Origin of the sequence: Sphaerotilus sp. (assembly GCF_041083715.1) — a bacterium.
In the GTDB taxonomy this organism is placed as follows: domain Bacteria; phylum Pseudomonadota; class Gammaproteobacteria; order Burkholderiales; family Burkholderiaceae_C; genus Sphaerotilus.
The window spans coordinates 17,031-32,152 of record NZ_JBFPGY010000185.1 but is presented as its reverse complement, the minus strand read 5'-3'; the positions used below and the strand labels follow the sequence as shown (position 1 = coordinate 32,152).

Sequence of the window (15,122 nt, the reverse complement as noted above, 5' to 3'; positions counted from 1 at the left end):
GCGTGCGCGAACTGGTGGCCCCGGTGGGCACGAAGGACGATTGCCTACAGCGCGAACAGTTGCCCCTGTGGTTCGAGGCTGTGCGCAAGCTGTCGAACCCGGTGCCGGCCGCGTTCCTTCAGGTGGCGCTGCTGACCGGCGCCCGCCGCGAAGAGTTGGCCGGGATGCGTTGGGAGGATGTCGATTTCCGCTGGTGCAGCATCGCCATTGCCGACAAGGTGGAGGGTGCCCGTGTCATCCCGCTCACGCCCTACGTGTCGCGCCTGCTGGCTGCCCTGCCCCGCCGCAATGCATGGGTGTTCAGCAGTCCGACCGCCGCCGATGGACGCATTCAAGACCCCCGAGAGGCGCACGAACGCGCCCTTTCTGCTGCTGGCCTGCCGCACCTGACGATTCATGGCCTGCGCCGCAGTTTCGGGACGTTGTGCGAATGGGTCGAGATGCCGGCCGGTGTCGTGGCACAGATTCAGGGGCATAAACCCAGCGCCACGGCTGAAAAGCACTACAGGCGCCGACCGCTGGACCTGCTGAGAATGTGGCATACCCGCGCCGAAGCGTGGATTCTGGAACAGGCGGGTATTGAACAACCCAGCGCCAGCGAAGAGCCAACCCGATTACGTGCAGTATGATTCTTGCGTTTATGGATTGATTGGCGTATAACTGAAATGCCACGGCTAGGGCAGATTGCAACCCTGACCGAAGAGCGGTAAACCTTCACCCGCCTGCCGTGGCTCCCGAATGAAGGGCGCTAGAAGGGGCGCAGGATATGAAAACGGCACAGATTGAAACGCTCAAGCGTCGCGGGTTTGATGACACGGTAAGTTTCCCCGAGGTGCGGGAAATATTGGGATGGACCGATGGCAAGATTCGGCGTGCCGTCATGAGTGGGGAAATAGTCCCGGTCTTCTGGATGGAATCATTCGGGACGCGCAACGCTCATTACCTGGACGATGGAAGTCCTGCGCATGTACTGCACGGCAATGTGTACCTTCAGGAGCCGACCCAGAACGGCGGGCGTGACTGCCATTTCACGCAAGCGGCAAACTTCAGAATCGACGGGCTGAATATGGCCGGCCTGAGTGGCGACACGCTCGCAGCACGGCCCGCAGTGGGTGAAACGTTGCTCGGGCTTGACCTTGTCATGGCGCACGGTCTGGTGCCTATTGACCAAGTGGCGGCCCTGCTGGCGCAGACAACCGCAGCACCTACCAGCGCGCCCGCTGTGGCCGTTCCTGAGCCTGTGGCGCCCCCTGCTGTGTCGAAAGAGGCTAGGCAGGCCCGCCGTTATCAGGCGTGCGTTGACGCCGGGCTGAGGATGCCGACCGACACCTATACCCGCCTACCAACAGGTATTAAGCGGCTGGCGGAACACGAGGGAATCAGCCGGCAAGCGTTCGCAGAAGACGTGAAAGCCCACATCGGCAGGCTGCACGGCAGGTAATTGGCAGGCGAACGGCAGGCGCCTACCTGCCGATATCTGCGAAGAATCGGACATCGTTCCAACAGCGAAAGCGAACGATGCAAACCGAAGTAATTACCACCACCGCAAAACCCCGAGGCCGTCGCCCCCGCGACCGCTCGATTCCCCGGACCTTCACGCCGCTGGCGCTGGAAACCCGGACGCATATCACCACCGAAGAGGCAGCGCATCACCTGAATCTGCGCCCGCAGACTTTGCGCGCTCACGCCTGTTTCGAGACGGGGGCTATCCGCCCGCATCGAATCCCCGGATGTAGTGGCCTGCTTTGGCCCGTGGCTGAGATTCGCCGCGTGCTGGGTCTGGAGGTGGCGCAATGAAAACGCCCACCCCGAACCCGAAGGACAAGGCAGGCGCACCCGGCACGGGCGCCGAGATTGTGACACCCGGCGCACTGCTTGCGCGTCAGAACACGGTCATCGCTGACGTATTGGCCCGCTTCATCGCAGGCGAGCGACTGACCGGACTTCACTCCGTTACCGACAGCAGCACGACCAGATTGGCCGCAGTAGTTCACGCGCTGGGCGGTTACGGCTGGTATATCCAGCGCGCAGACCTTGCCGCAGGCTGCCGAGATGGCCGGATTGCAACGGTGTCGGAATACTGGATGCATCCCGACCAGTGCGCCGCCGCGCTGGATGCTGGCGCTGGTGCATGGGTTGCCGAGGTCCGCAGGGTCCGGGCTGCACGCCGGAAAAACGCACCGAAGGCCCGCGCCGTAGCCGCCAGCGTCAACGCCCGCAAGCGTCGCAACGGGGGTGCCAAGTGAGCGCGCCCCCTGACTTCACTGAGGCGCTGCTGTGCGGACTGCTGGCCGTCGCAATGGCGCACGCATGGCCGGCTGTGCTGGCGCTGCTGGAGGCCATGCGATGAGCGCCGACACCGACAAGGCGACGAACACGGACGAATGGGGCGCTGGCCTGCGCTTTGCCGGCAAGGCGTTGAACGTCAAGACCGTTCGACGCGCTGCAGGCTTCGCGGATGTGCTGCCAGTGTGTCTCGCACACAACCTGCGAGAGGGCAACGAGGCGCACAGGCACCGCTCACCCATTGACCCGACGCGGACGGGCTTGAACGAGGTTCTGAGGGGTTCTGCGCGCCTGTCCGTAGCCGTGGAACTAGTGCGCAACATCCTCGACGAGTTGGGCATCGTTCCATCCCGCGCCGATGCCATCGCCGGTATCGAGATGGTGTTCCAGCCGCCAGACGGACACGACACGCCCGCATTCTGGGCGGAGTGTCTGCGCTGGGCGGATGGCCGGTATCAGCACGTCCTGAGCGCCGTGGTTCACCGCGACCAGAGGCGCCCGCACTTGCACGTCATTGCGCTGGCCGTCGTCGGCGGGAAGCTGGCCGGCCATGCCATCACGGCAGGCGCTGGCCGGTTCACGATTCAACGACGCGAGTTCATGGCGCACGTCTTCGCAGCACTCGGACTGCGGCCGAACAGGCGAGCGGCCGACCCGTTGAAGGCGCTGGCGCTGACTGCAGGCAAGGGGGCGCGGACTGCAACGGGGGCCGCCCGTCGAGACGCTGAACTGACGCGCAAGGCCGGCGCCGAGTGGAAGCGCCCGGGGGTGTGCATGGCGGTCGGTGCCATCGATGTGCATGGCGGTCTGTCTCTCGAAACGGGCAACCGCCATGCACACGAAAAAGCCCGACCGCCTTATTGCGCAGTGCTTCCCCTCACCGAAGCCAACCCGCAAAACAGCACGCAGACGCCTGTTTTCCGGCAACCGTCAGCCACACCGATGACGCCCCGCCTGTGGTCCCTGCAAGCCGGCAAAACCAGCCGCAGAAGCGCACCCAAGACCGCCGACAACTGGCGCCAACGCCGACCGCCCGCCGTGCTGACGCCGACCCTTTCGGGCTGGTGCTGACCACGCATGAACACCACACCGAACCAAGCAAACGCCATGACCGACACCACGACCATGACCGACACCCGCGACACCTTCGCCAGCCTGCGCAACCTGACTGCCGCCCGCGACTCGCTGCCGATGGACTGGGGCCGCTTCAATGCCCTGTTCGGCGAAGTCACCGACGCCGATAGCCTGCAAGACCTAGAAGCCCGTGCAGTGGCCGCCACCATCGGCGCCTGCACCCGTCCGGGTATGACCGAGGAACAGGCCCGCACGGTGGGCGACCTCTGCGCCATGCTGGCCGACGCCGAAGCCGAGGCAGCAGACATCCCCGCCGATGACCTGTGCGCCCTGCTGGGTGAGCTGGTGGCCGCCGATGACCTGCCGGGGCTGGAACTCGCCCTGTTCAAGCTGACGCCGCACGATGGCTTTGCCTACGTCGAGAAGCTGCGGGCGCTGGCCGATGCTGCCGAGCCGAACACGCCATGCGACCCCGAAGCCGTCCGAGCCGAGAAGGTCCGTGCGCTGGCTGACTGCCCGAAGCCGGGCCGCGTCATCGGTCTGGAGCTGGCCGGCGTTGTCGTTGACGCTGTGGAGCACTGGCACCGCCTCAAGACCGATACGCCGAAGCAGAAGGCCGTCCGTGAGGCTTTCAAGGCCGCCCGCGCCCTGATTGACCGCCACGGGGAGGAAGACCCCCGCGCCTTCGCTGCAATCGTCCATGCCGTGAACCTGCAGAACCCCGCGTTCATTGACGAGAAGCTGAAGGAATCCGGGATTCACCTGCCGAAGCCAGACCGCTGCACGGATGACGGCGTGCCGCTGTACTCGCTCGATGCCGTGGCCGCTGCACTCGATGCTGACCCCGAGGAGCTGCTGGTGAAGGCCCGCGAGCTTGAGGCGCACGGGCTGGGTGTGCTGCACGCCGACACCGCCACCACCCACACCCTGCAATGAGCGACATCACCGCCTTCCTCTGCGGATGCACCCTTGCGTGGGTCATCGTCGAGGCAATCACTCAGGTGCTGACCCGATGACAGAAGCCGGCCACCCGTTCGCCTGGATGGTGTCCGGCCTACTGGGCGAGCCACTGCCGGCCATCCCGCCAGCCACCGGCACCAGCCACACGCATCACGCAGACGGCTTCAGCCCCGAAGCCGAGAAGCGCATCACCCACCTGTTCGGAAAAGACCCGGACGACCTGAAAGCCCCGCGCAAGTCGCGCACCTGACCACCACCGAAAGCACCAAATGAACGCAAACCAATTCCCCGACCGCATCACCGTAGCCTTTGCCCAGAACGGTGACCGCCGCGCCATCCCGGCGCATGCCAGTGATGCCATTGCGGCAAATCAGCCGAGCCTTGAAACCGGGTTCGGCGTCACGACCTCAATCCCCAAAGCCGCAGGCGGGATGCCGCCAAGTCGCATCGACTTCAATTCCATCCTGAACCTGCTGAGTGCCGCGAACCGCTGGGCTCAGGCTGGCGGTTTGTACCCGTTCAATGCAGCATTCGCCACGGCAATCGGTGGTCATCCGAAAGGCGCGGTGCTGCTGTCCACGGATGGCGTGACCGTATGGCAAAGCGAGACCGACAACAACGTGACCGACCCGGACGGCACGAGCGCCGCAGGATGGCGCCTCCTGGCCCCTAGGCCCGACGTGACCCGCGCCGACCTCGGTAGCCATGTGGCCGGAAAAGGCGCATCGCTGGTGGGCGTTCAGGACACGGCGGGAAACTGGACCTCTGCGGACCTTGAGCAAGTTACGGCCGAAGCCGGAACCCGCCTGCACGACATCGAAACCGCGTTTGGGTCAGGGACGTTCACGCCTGTGATGACCGGCCACCTTCCGACCGGTCCGGGAAGCATTGCGCTGGCTGGCAGATGGGCGCGAGTCGGGAAGGTGCTGACCTGGACCGTCACGGTTACATCGGTGGGCGGTGGCATCTGGTCGAGTGCAGCCGGAAGCACCAAGGTCACGGGCCTGCCCTATGCGCCGGCACTGGCAACGTCGTTCAGCCTGTCCTTTGCGAACGGTGAGACTTCGGGCACCGGCACCGTGACCACTGCCGGCGACATCAAGCCTTGCACGCTGGTGCCGACCGCTGCGAGCATGGTGTTCTCGGGTTCGTTCGTCATCGCCTGACCGTCTACGCCACCACCCAGAAGGCCGGCCACTGAGCCGGCTTTTCCGTGTGCGCAGGAATTGAAACTACGCAGCAGAAGACTACAGATAGCATACGATGACGACATATGACCGCAACTGAAACACCAAGCAAATCAACAAGTTAGCGAGTACTCACGTTGACGAGACTGGACCGGAGAAGTGCCGCGCATGGCTCCTGTTTCTACGCAGGTTTTCGCGCATTTCCACGCAATCCCCGCAGGTTTCCAGCGCCCGGTTTCCAGCCCGGTTACCAGCAAATACGCAGGCATCCAGTGCCCGGTATCCAACTCGGTATGCACGGAACGGGGCGGTTTCGGAACAAGCGGAACGGAGCGGTTCCGGTGGCGGTAAACAGTCCAGAAACGGCGGACTCGCTGTAACGGCCGGCACGTAACACCCGCCGTAACACCGCAGGCAAGGTTACGGGCCGATGGTTGCAGGCAAGGTGTCAGCCGGTACGCAAAGCCGAGGTACGCAGCCTGTACGCAGTGGTACGCACCCGGCTAGTTCGCGGTTCGGTTCGCAGCGGTTCCGCGCTGATTCCGACCACATATAGACCACCCCGAGGCCCGGCACGTCCGGGCTTTGTCGCGTCTGGCTGGTGAGTCCGTGCCGCGTGTGCGCCTGCGAGTTGCTGCCATTCCTGTGACCGTCACAGGTTTCCACTACTACGAAGCCTTCGCGGTGAAGGAGGTGCAGGCGCGGCACCCCCTTTCACGACTTGCCCGTAAAAGCCTGTGCCGGTGTTGAAGGCGTTGAGGCTCAACACTCAACCGGGTTGAGTCCCGGGCGCCTGGCTGCTGGTCAACATCGTGGCCGCGCCGATTCGAGATGTTGCGAGCTGCTCCCGGCTGCTTGTTCCCTCTGTGGCGGGGCGCTGGATTCGAGATGTCGCCCGGTGCCGTTCGAGATGCTGGACGTGCGCGAGAGGGTCCGGGCTGGCGCTGATGACGTGGTGGAGGCGCCACGCTGGCCGGTCATCGCGGAGAAGTGCTTACATGGGCGCTTACATGGAAGCACCGCACCGACTGTGACAGACGCTGAACCGCGCCTAAGTCCTTGATTTAATTGGTAGGCCGTGTAGGACTTGAACCTACGACCAAAGGATTATGAGTCCTCTGCTCTAACCAACTGAGCTAACGGCCCCCGGAGGAAGGACCGCGATTGTAGGGTCTTTTCACTTCTGACTGAGCGCGTTGCCGACCAGCCGCGAGGTGATGTCGACGATCTGGATCATGCGGTCGTAGGCCATGCGGGTCGGGCCGATGACACCGAGCGTGCCGACCACATGACCGTCGACTTCATAGGGCGCGGAGACCACCGACAGGTCCTCGATCGGCACCAGTCCGCTCTCGCCGCCGATGTAGATGCGCACGCCCTCGGCGCGGCTGGAGCCGTCGAGCAGGCGCATGAGCTGGGTCTTCTGCTCGAACAGGTCGAACATCTTGCGCAGCGAGCCCAGGTCGCTGCCGAAGTCGCTGACCTGCAGCAGCTTGCGCTCGCCTGAAACGACGACGCGGGCCGAGTCGTCGCTGGCGGCTTCGCTGCCAGCCTGCACGGCCGCCTGCATCAGCGTGGCGATCTCGCTGCGCAGGGCGTCCACCTCGTGCTTCAACCCTTCGCGCACGTCCTCGATGCTGCGGCCGGCGTAGTGGGTATTGAGGTAGTTGGTAGCCTCGACGAGCTGGCTCTGGGTGTAGTCGTGCACGGTGAAGAGCACGCGGTTCTGCACATCGCCGTCTGGCGACACCAGGATCAGCAGCACGCGGCGCTCGCCCAGCCGCAGGAACTCCATGTGGCGGAACACGCTGGTCTTGCGCGGCGCGGTGATGACACCGACGAAGCTCGACAGGTTGGACAGCAGGTGCGCCGCGCTGGCAATGACGCGCTTGGGCTGGTCGGGCTGCAGTGGCTCGATCAGCGGGGCCATCGAGGAATCTTCGAAGCGCTGCGCCGGGCGCGTGGTGAGCATCGTGTCGACAAACACACGGTAGCCACGCGCGGTGGGGATGCGGCCAGCCGAGGTGTGCGGGCTGGCGATGAGGCCGAGTTCTTCCAGATCGGCCATCACGTTGCGGATCGTGGCCGGCGACAACTCCAGCCCCGAGGTCTTCGACAACGTGCGCGACCCCACAGGCTGCCCATCGGCGATATAGCGCTCGACGAGCGTCTTCAGGAGCATCTTCGCGCGGTCATCCATCATGAAACCGATTGTAGAGTTCGCGGGGGTACCCGGGTGGGTTCGGCCCTCGGGGACCCGTCAAACGCCTGTGGTGTAATTTCTCCATGACCAGCCGATTCCGACACGCCGCGCTCATCGGCAAGTACCAGGCCCAGGGCATGCGCCCGCTGCTGGAAGAGATCGCCCACCTGCTCACCCGGCGCGGGCTGGAGGTGTCGATCGAGGCCGACACCGCACTCAACACGGGTCTGACCGGCTACCCGATGCTCACGCCCGACGAGCTGGGCAAACACTGCGACCTGGCCATCGTCGTGGGCGGCGACGGCACCATGCTCGGCATCGCCCGGACACTGGCGCGTTACGGCGTGCCGATGGTCGGCATCAACCAGGGCCGGCTGGGCTTCATCACCGACATCCCCGTCGCCCGGGTGACGCAGGCGCTGCGCGCGATGCTCGCCGGTGACTACGAGGAAGAACACCGCGCGATGCTCGACGGCCGCGTGGTGCGCGGCGGCGAGGCGATCTACACGGCCGTGGCGATGAACGACGTGGTGCTGCGCAGCGGCACGACGTCGATGCTGGAGCTGCGCGTCGAGGTGGATGGCCAGTTCGTCGCCAACTTCCGCGCCGACGGCCTGATCGTGTCCTCGCCGACCGGCTCGACCGCCTACGCGCTGTCGGCGGGCGGGCCGATCCTGCACCCAGGCGTGGCCGGCTGGCTGATGGTGCCGATCGCACCGCACATGCTCTCGAACCGGCCGATCGTGCTGCCGGATTCGGGCGAGATCAGCATCGAGATTGTTTCGGCGCGCGAACCGTCGGTGAACTTCGACATGCAGTCGCTGGCCAGCCTGCTGCACGGCGACCGGATCGTCGTGCAACGCTCGGAGCACCGCGTGCGCTTTCTGCATCCACGCGGCTGGAACTACTACGCCACGCTGCGCCACAAGCTGCACTGGAACGAAGGCGTCGTGCCTGGCGACGGAGGCCACTGATGCTGCGACGGCTGTCCCTGCGCCACTTCGTGATCGTCAGCCGGCTGGAAGTGGAGTTCCAGCCTGGGTTTGCCGTGCTGACCGGCGAGACGGGTGCCGGCAAGTCCATCCTCATCGACGCGCTGCAACTGGCCCTCGGCGGCCGCGGTGACGCGGGCGTGGTTCGGGAGGGCGAGGCACGGGCAGAGATCAGCGCCGAGTTCGAGCCGACGCCCACGGCGCTGGCCGCCTGGCTCGACGAGGCCGGCTTCGAGGCCCAGGACGATGCCCCCAGCACCCTGCTGCTGCGCCGCACGGTGGATGCGCAGGGCAAGAGCCGGGCGTGGATCAACGGCAGCCCAGCCACTGTCGGCCAGCTCAAGGAGGTCGGCGAGCACCTGGTCGACATCCACGGCCAGCACGCCTGGCAGAGCCTGACCCGACCGGCCTCGGTGCGTGCCCTGCTGGACGACTACGCCGCGATCGACCCCCGCCACATGACCGAAGCCTGGCAGCAGTGGCGCGCGCAGCAGGCCCGGCTCGACACTGCCCGCCAGCAAGGCGCCGAGCGGGCACTGGAGCGCGAACGACTGGCCTGGCAGATCGGCGAGGTGGACAAGCTCTCGCCCGGCGAACACGAGTGGGCCGAGCTGAACGCCGAGCACCAGCGGCTGGCGCATGCGCAGGCCATCCTCGACGCGCTGCGGGCGGCGATCGAGGTCACCAGCGAAGGCGAGTCGAGCGCTGAGACCCTCACTGGCCGCGCGCTCGACACGCTCAGTGAAGTCAGCGGCTACGCGCCCGAATTGCAAGAGGTCATCGAGGTGCTGCAAAGTGCCCACGCACAGCTCGCCGATGCGGCACACAGCCTCAACGCCCTGCTGCGCCGCACCGAACTCGACCCCGACCGGCTCGACGAACTCGACGCACGGCTGTCGTCCTGGGTCGGGCTGGCGCGGCGCTACCGGCGCATGCCCGAGGAGCTGCCGGCAGTGCTGGCGCAGTGGCGCGCGCAGCTCCAGGAAATCGACGCCACCGCCGACCTCGACGCCCTGCAGCAGCAGGCCGAAGCGGCGTGGCAGCTCTACCTGGCCGCCGCCAGCCGGGTTTCGGCCGCGCGCCACCGGGCGGCGCCGACGCTGGCCACCGCCGTCACCGCCGCGATGCAGGCGCTGGGCATGGCGGGCGGGCGTTTCGAGATCGCGCTGGAGCCACTGCCGGAGCCGCAATCGCACGGGCTGGAGTCGGCCGAGTTCCTCGTGGCCGGCCACGCCGGCAGCACACCGCGGCCACTGGGCAAGGTCGCCTCGGGCGGCGAGCTGTCACGCATCGCGCTGGCCATCGCCGTGACGACCAGCCAGCAGCGCCAGGCACGGGGCACGGGTGCGGCCACGCTGATCTTCGACGAGGTCGATTCGGGCGTGGGAGGAGCGGTGGCGGACACGGTGGGACGGCTGATGCGCCGACTGGGCAGCGAGCGCCAGGTGCTGGCCGTGACCCACCTGCCGCAGGTGGCCGCCTGTGCCGACACGCACCTGCTGGTCAGCAAGGCCAGCGAGGACGGCCGCACGCGCAGCGATATCCGCACATTGGATGCCACCGCACGCATCGGCGAAATTGCCCGCATGCTGGGTGGACAAACCCGCTCGGACGCCGGCCTGGCGCACGCCCGTGAGATGCTTGCCGCCGTGGACTCCCGCCTCCAGCATCCCCAGCCCCATCGCGTTCCCTGACCATGCACAACAACGACAGCAGCCCGGCCGCCCCGGTACTGGAGAAGATCCAGCCCGTGGTTCTGATTTCAGGCATTTCCGGCTCCGGCAAGTCCGTGGCGCTCAATGCACTCGAAGATGCAGGCTACTTCTGCGTGGACAACCTGCCACCGGAGCTGCTGCACGACTTCATCCGGCTGGAGCGCAAGTTTCCGAGCCGCCGCCTGGCCATCGCAGCCGATGTGCGCACGGCCTCGTCGCTGCCCAAGCTGCTGCCGGTGATCGACGCGCTGCGCAGCGAAGGCACGCCGGTCCTGCCGATCTTTCTGGATTCGCGCACCGAGACGCTGGTGCGCCGCTTTTCCGAAACGCGCCGCCGCCACCCACTGTCGGCCGAGGACGACGACAACGGCCTGTCCCGCACGGCGCTGGGCGAGGCCATCGAGCGCGAGCGCGAGATGCTCAGCCTGCTGCGCGAGATCAGCACCGTGATCGACACCAGCGACCTGCGCCCGACGCAACTGCGCTCGTGGGTGCGCCAGCTGGTCGGCGCGGCACACTCGTCGCTGACGCTGGTGTTCGAGTCGTTCGCGTTCAAGCACGGCGTGCCGCGGGACGCGGATCTGGTGTTCGACCTGCGTGTGCTGCCGAATCCGCATTACGTGCGCGAGTTGCGCGCGCTGAATGGCCGCGACGCCGGCGTGATCGACTTCCTGCGCGCCCAGCCCGAAGTCGCCGAGATGCTGGCGCAGATCGAGGGCTTCCTGGCGCGCTGGCTGCCCGCCTACGAGCAGGACCAGCGCAGCTACCTGACGGTGGCGATCGGCTGTACCGGCGGGCAGCACCGCTCGGTGTACTCGGCCGAGCAGCTCGCCGCGCGCTTCCGCGAGCGCATCCCCACCCTGATCCGGCACCGCGAGATCGAGGCCCGCGAGGCCGCGGCACAACCATGACCGAGCCGCACGACCCCGGCCGACCGGTGCGCAGCACCAGTGCAGAGGCGCCCGTGCGCGGGGCGTTCGGTGATCTGCTGCCGCACCTGCCGCTGTTTCCGCTCGGCACGGTGCTGTTTCCACAGGGCTTGCTGGCGCTGAAGATCTTCGAGGCACGCTACCTCGATCTGGTCACGCACTGTCTGCGCAGCGGCGCACCCTTCGGCGTCGTGGCCCTGCGCCAGGGCGCGGAGGTGCACACGGCGGGCGAGCCGGTCCGCTTCGAGCACGAGGGCTGCCTGGCCGAAGTGATCGACTGCGACAGCCCGCAGACGGGCATCCTGCAGATCCGCTGCCGCGGTCTGCAGCGTTTCACGGTGTCGCAGGTGCACCAGGCGCCCGACGGCCTGTGGCGTGCGGACGCCGTGCTGCAGGCCGCCGACCCGGTCGAGCCGCCGCGGCCCGACTTCCAGGCCAGCGTCACCGCCCTGCAGCGGGCCATCGACACCCTGCAGATGCGCGACCAGGCGCCCTTCCTCGCCCCGCACGCGCTGGACGATGCGGGCTGGGTGGCCAACCGCTGGTGCGAGATCCTGCCGATCCCCCTGCCCACACGCCACAAGCTGATGATGCTGCCGGACCCGCACGCGCGGCTGCAGCTGGTGGACGGCTTCCTGCGCCGCCACGGCATCGTCAGCGACTGAGCAGCAGCCGGCTGACCGGCGCCGGCAGTCCGATGCGGTCGAGCTGGTCCAGCGGCCACCAGCGCCCTTGGCCCAACCCCGCCGCCACGACGTCCGCCTCGGGGGTGCCCAGGTCGAGCCGGCGCGGGTGCAGCGTCCAGTCGAGGTGGGTCAGCACATGGACGAAGCCGGGCAGCGCCACCACACGCACACCCGCACGGCCCGTCGCCGCCTGGAGCGCGTCGGCATCGTCGAACATCGGCAGCGACCACAGCCCGGCCCAGATGCCGCTGTCCGGGCGCTGCTGCAGCCACACCGCATCGGCAGTCTGCAGCCAGAGACACCAGTTCTCGCGGCGCGAGCGCTTGAGCTTGCGGGTGCGCACCGGGTAGTCGGTCATCCGACCCGATGCACGCGCGGCACACCGCCCCGACAGCGGGCAGATCAGGCAATCCGGCTGGCGCAACGCGCAGACGGTGGCCCCGAGGTCCATCAGACCCTGCGTGTAGGCCGGCATGTCGGTGCGGTCGGCGGGCAGCAGCTCGGTGGCGCGCTGCCACAGGAGGCGCTCCTGCGCCTGCTGGGCCAGGTCCCCGTCGAAGGCCAGCACGCGGGTCAGCACGCGCTTGACATTGCCGTCGAGGATGGACACGCGCTCCTCGTGACAGAACGCTGCGATCGCCGCCGCAGTCGAGCGCCCGATGCCGGGCAGCTCGGCCAGCACCGCGGCACTCGGCGGAAACACACCGCCGTGCGCGGCCACCACGGTCTGCGCACAGCGGTGCAGATTGCGGGCGCGGCTGTAGTAGCCCAGGCCGCTCCACAGCGCCAGCACATCGTCCAGCGGCGCCGCGGCCAGCGCAGCCACATCGGGGAATCGCGCCAGGAAGCGCTCGTAGTAGCGCAGCACCGCAGCCACCTGCGTCTGCTGCAGCATGATCTCCGACAGCCAGACGCGGTAGGGATCGCGGGTGTTCTGCCACGGCAGCGCGTGGCGGCCGTGGGTGCGCTGCCAGGCGACCAGCGCGTCGGCGAGGTGGCTCATGTCGATGTCGCAGCGGACGCGGGCAAGGCCGCTGGCATGGACGACTGGAACGGCCCGAAATCGCTGGCCAGCCCCATCTCATGGCGGGTGGCAGCGCGGCGGCTGCGCTCGAACAGCGCGTGCAGCCGCACCTCGATCGAGGCCAGCCGCTGGTCCTGCGCTTCGATTTCCAGCAGACGCGCCTCCAGATCGCTGGCCGCGGTGCGGATGCGCTCCAGCGACTCGCGCCGGCGCTTGAAGGCCTTGCGGCGCTCGCGCAACTGCGCGTCCACCTGCGCCGAGGTCGTGCGGCTCCACAGTTCGATCTCGCTGGCGGCGCTCTCGAACACCACGCGCAGCCGCGACATCAGCATGCGGCGGAACTGCTCCAGGAACCGCGGTTGCGCCAGCCGCATCGCCTGGCTCAGTCCGAGGTACTGCACGTAGTTGCGCTCGATCAGCGCCAGGTCATCGCGAAAGCGCGACAGCTCCGGCGCCGACGGCGTGGCCAGGCTGAAGCCATATTCGGCATTGAGGCGGGCAAACGAGCCGGCGAGCAGGTCGCGCAGGTCCTGCGCATCCTTCTGCGCGGTGTCGAGCGCCAGCCGCAGGTCCGCGAAGAGCTGCACGAAGGAGCGCCGCGCACCCAGCTTGAGGAAGGACTCGCGGATCGAGCGGACCATGCCGTCCACCAGCGTGCGCAGCGGCTCGCCCGACACGCCGTTCAGCACGCTGCGCAGCGTGCGTGAATGCACCGTGCGCAGCGCCTGGATCTGCGTCGTGCAGCGCTCGAACTCGACCGTCTCGGCACCGACCCGCTGCAGCATGAGCGCCACCTTGCCGCTGTTGCGGCCACGCAGGCCGCGCAGCTCGTGCAGCTGATCGGTCAGGTGGCGGCGCAGGTCGGTGAGGTTGCGCGAGGTCTGCTGCTGCACCACCGCCAGCGCTTCCAGCGTGAGCTGCTCGAACACCGCGCGGCGCTGCGGCAGCAGCTGCTGCGCCAGCGCCTGCTCCAGCGCCAGCAGGCGGCTGTCGGCCAGCAGCTGCGCATTGCCCTCGACCCGCGCCTCCAGCGCCTGCCGGGCCGACAGCGGAAACACCCGCCCCATCGGCATCTCCAGCGTGCGCGACACCTGCACGCACTGCTGGGTGATCTGCGCCTCGTTCTCTTCGGTGGACGACAGCGGATCGACCAGCGCGTCGATCTTGTTCAGCACGACGTAGCGGGTCAGGGACTGCGAGGCGAGGTGGTCGCGCCAGATCTCCAGATCGGACTTGGTCACGCCCGTGTCCGCGCCCAGCACGAACACGACGACGTGCGCGCTCGGCAGCAGGCCCACCGTCAGCTCCGGCTCGGCGCCGATCGCGTTCAGGCCCGGGGTGTCGAGCACGACCAGCCCGCGCTTGAGCAGCGGGTGCGGCACGTTGATGACCGCGTGGCGCCACAACGGGATCTCGACCTGGCCGTCGTCGAGCATCGGCGGGTTGTCGGCCGGTTGCTCGTCGTCCCAGAAGCCGAGCTGGCGGGCCTCGTCGACCGTGGCGGCCCGCACGCCCTTGACGGCATTGAGCGCATGGGCAAACGACGCCGGGTCGGACACATCGATGGGCTCGCGGCGCCAGAGCCGCGGCTGTCCGCGCAGCTCGGCCAGCGAGGCACCGTCGAGCCGCGTCTCGATCGGCAGCAGCGACAGGCCCGGTGGATCCTCGGGGTCCCAGCCCAGCTCGACCGGGCACATCGTCGTGCGCCCCGGCGAGGCCGGCATGATGCGCCGGCCGGCGTCGGCGAAGAAGATGGCATTGATCAGCTCGGACTTGCCGCGCGAGAACTCGGCGACAAAGGCCACCACGAGCTTTTCGCTCGCCAGCCGCTGGCGCAGCGAGTCGAGCAGGTCGCCCGCCCCTTCGTCCAGCAGACTCTGTTCGCGCAGGAAGCGCACCAGATCGCGCACCCGCTCTTCCAGCGTGACACGCCAGACCCCGAGCGCATCGAGGCTGCGGACAAACGGCTCCTGGACCGAACCGCTGCTCGCTTCGGCGAGCACGGATTCGACGGGAGTCGGCGGGGTGCTGTTCAGATCGTGGGAGTGCTCGCTCATCGCTGTGCC

General features: G+C 67.5%; 15 protein-coding genes and 1 tRNA gene. 12 read left to right on the top strand and 4 right to left on the bottom strand.

Features of this window, described 5'->3' with window-relative positions; all coding sequences use genetic code 11:
- The 8 genes from AB3X43_RS08315 to AB3X43_RS08280 form a co-directional block, all read left to right on the top strand.
- The coding region (locus AB3X43_RS08315) for a tyrosine-type recombinase/integrase (RefSeq protein ID WP_369429375.1) at positions 1-629 on the top strand (629 nt) is incomplete at its 5' end.
- A 137-nt stretch (positions 630-766) separates the two neighbouring features.
- On the top strand, positions 767-1,441 hold the full coding sequence (locus AB3X43_RS08310) for a hypothetical protein (protein ID WP_369429374.1): 675 nt from the start codon (positions 767-769) through the stop codon (positions 1,439-1,441).
- Positions 1,442-1,518: 77 nt separating this feature from the next.
- A complete protein-coding gene (locus AB3X43_RS08305) occupies positions 1,519-1,797 on the top strand; it encodes a hypothetical protein (protein WP_369429373.1) in 279 nt (92 codons plus the stop codon).
- Positions 1,794-2,246, top strand: a complete 453-nt coding sequence (locus AB3X43_RS08300; RefSeq protein WP_369429372.1) for a hypothetical protein — start codon at positions 1,794-1,796, stop codon at positions 2,244-2,246. Before AB3X43_RS08305 ends, AB3X43_RS08300 begins: the two co-directional genes overlap by 4 nt.
- Before the next feature lie 100 nt (positions 2,247-2,346).
- Positions 2,347-3,357 carry a plasmid recombination protein gene (locus tag AB3X43_RS08295; RefSeq protein ID WP_369429371.1) on the top strand — a complete coding sequence of 337 codons (1,011 nt, stop codon included), beginning with the start codon at positions 2,347-2,349 and terminating at the stop codon, positions 3,355-3,357.
- A gap of 36 nt (positions 3,358-3,393) precedes the next feature.
- A complete protein-coding gene (locus AB3X43_RS08290; protein ID WP_369429370.1) occupies positions 3,394-4,296 on the top strand; it encodes a hypothetical protein in 903 nt (300 codons plus the stop codon).
- 76 nt (positions 4,297-4,372) lie between these two features.
- On the top strand, positions 4,373-4,570 hold the full coding sequence (locus tag AB3X43_RS08285; RefSeq protein ID WP_369429369.1) for a hypothetical protein: 198 nt from the start codon (positions 4,373-4,375) through the stop codon (positions 4,568-4,570).
- Positions 4,571-4,589: 19 nt separating this feature from the next.
- On the top strand, positions 4,590-5,486 hold the full coding sequence (locus AB3X43_RS08280) for a hypothetical protein (protein WP_369429368.1): 897 nt from the start codon (positions 4,590-4,592) through the stop codon (positions 5,484-5,486).
- Between the two features lie 1,090 nt (positions 5,487-6,576).
- Here the strand turns inward: AB3X43_RS08280 and AB3X43_RS08275 are convergent.
- Together AB3X43_RS08275 and hrcA are read right to left on the bottom strand one after the other, a co-directional pair.
- Positions 6,577-6,653 (bottom strand) — tRNA-Ile (locus AB3X43_RS08275).
- Between the two features lie 31 nt (positions 6,654-6,684).
- The gene (gene hrcA / locus AB3X43_RS08270) at positions 6,685-7,710 is read right to left on the bottom strand and encodes a heat-inducible transcriptional repressor HrcA (RefSeq protein ID WP_369429367.1); all 1,026 of its coding nucleotides are present in this window, start codon (positions 7,708-7,710) and stop codon (positions 6,685-6,687) included.
- Between the two features lie 83 nt (positions 7,711-7,793).
- Here hrcA and AB3X43_RS08265 point away from each other — a divergent pair, with 83 nt between their 5' ends.
- The 4 genes from AB3X43_RS08265 to AB3X43_RS08250 are packed head-to-tail and all read left to right on the top strand — an operon-like array spanning position 7,794 to position 12,011.
- The gene (locus AB3X43_RS08265) at positions 7,794-8,684 is read left to right on the top strand and encodes an NAD kinase (protein ID WP_369429366.1); all 891 of its coding nucleotides are present in this window, start codon (positions 7,794-7,796) and stop codon (positions 8,682-8,684) included.
- A complete protein-coding gene (gene recN, locus AB3X43_RS08260; RefSeq protein WP_369429365.1) occupies positions 8,684-10,396 on the top strand; it encodes a DNA repair protein RecN in 1,713 nt (570 codons plus the stop codon). The genes AB3X43_RS08265 and recN overlap by 1 nt, the downstream gene beginning before the upstream one ends.
- Positions 10,397-10,398: 2 nt before the next feature.
- Entirely contained in the window at positions 10,399-11,328 is a 930-nt protein-coding gene (gene rapZ, locus AB3X43_RS08255) for an RNase adapter RapZ (protein ID WP_369429364.1), read from the top strand.
- Positions 11,325-12,011 carry an LON peptidase substrate-binding domain-containing protein gene (locus tag AB3X43_RS08250; RefSeq protein ID WP_369429363.1) on the top strand — a complete coding sequence of 229 codons (687 nt, stop codon included), beginning with the start codon at positions 11,325-11,327 and terminating at the stop codon, positions 12,009-12,011. The genes rapZ and AB3X43_RS08250 overlap by 4 nt, the downstream gene beginning before the upstream one ends.
- On the opposite strand, the gene mutY is transcribed toward AB3X43_RS08250, so the two are convergent.
- Both mutY and AB3X43_RS08240 read right to left on the bottom strand, forming a co-directional pair.
- Positions 12,001-13,035, bottom strand: coding sequence for an A/G-specific adenine glycosylase (gene mutY / locus AB3X43_RS08245; RefSeq protein ID WP_369429362.1), 1,035 nt, complete (start codon positions 13,033-13,035; stop codon positions 12,001-12,003). The two genes, AB3X43_RS08250 and mutY, sit on opposite strands and share 11 nt — an antisense overlap.
- Entirely contained in the window at positions 13,032-15,113 is a 2,082-nt protein-coding gene (locus tag AB3X43_RS08240; protein WP_369429361.1) for a dynamin family protein, read from the bottom strand. Before AB3X43_RS08240 ends, mutY begins: the two co-directional genes overlap by 4 nt.
- Positions 15,114-15,122 lie beyond the last annotated feature (9 nt).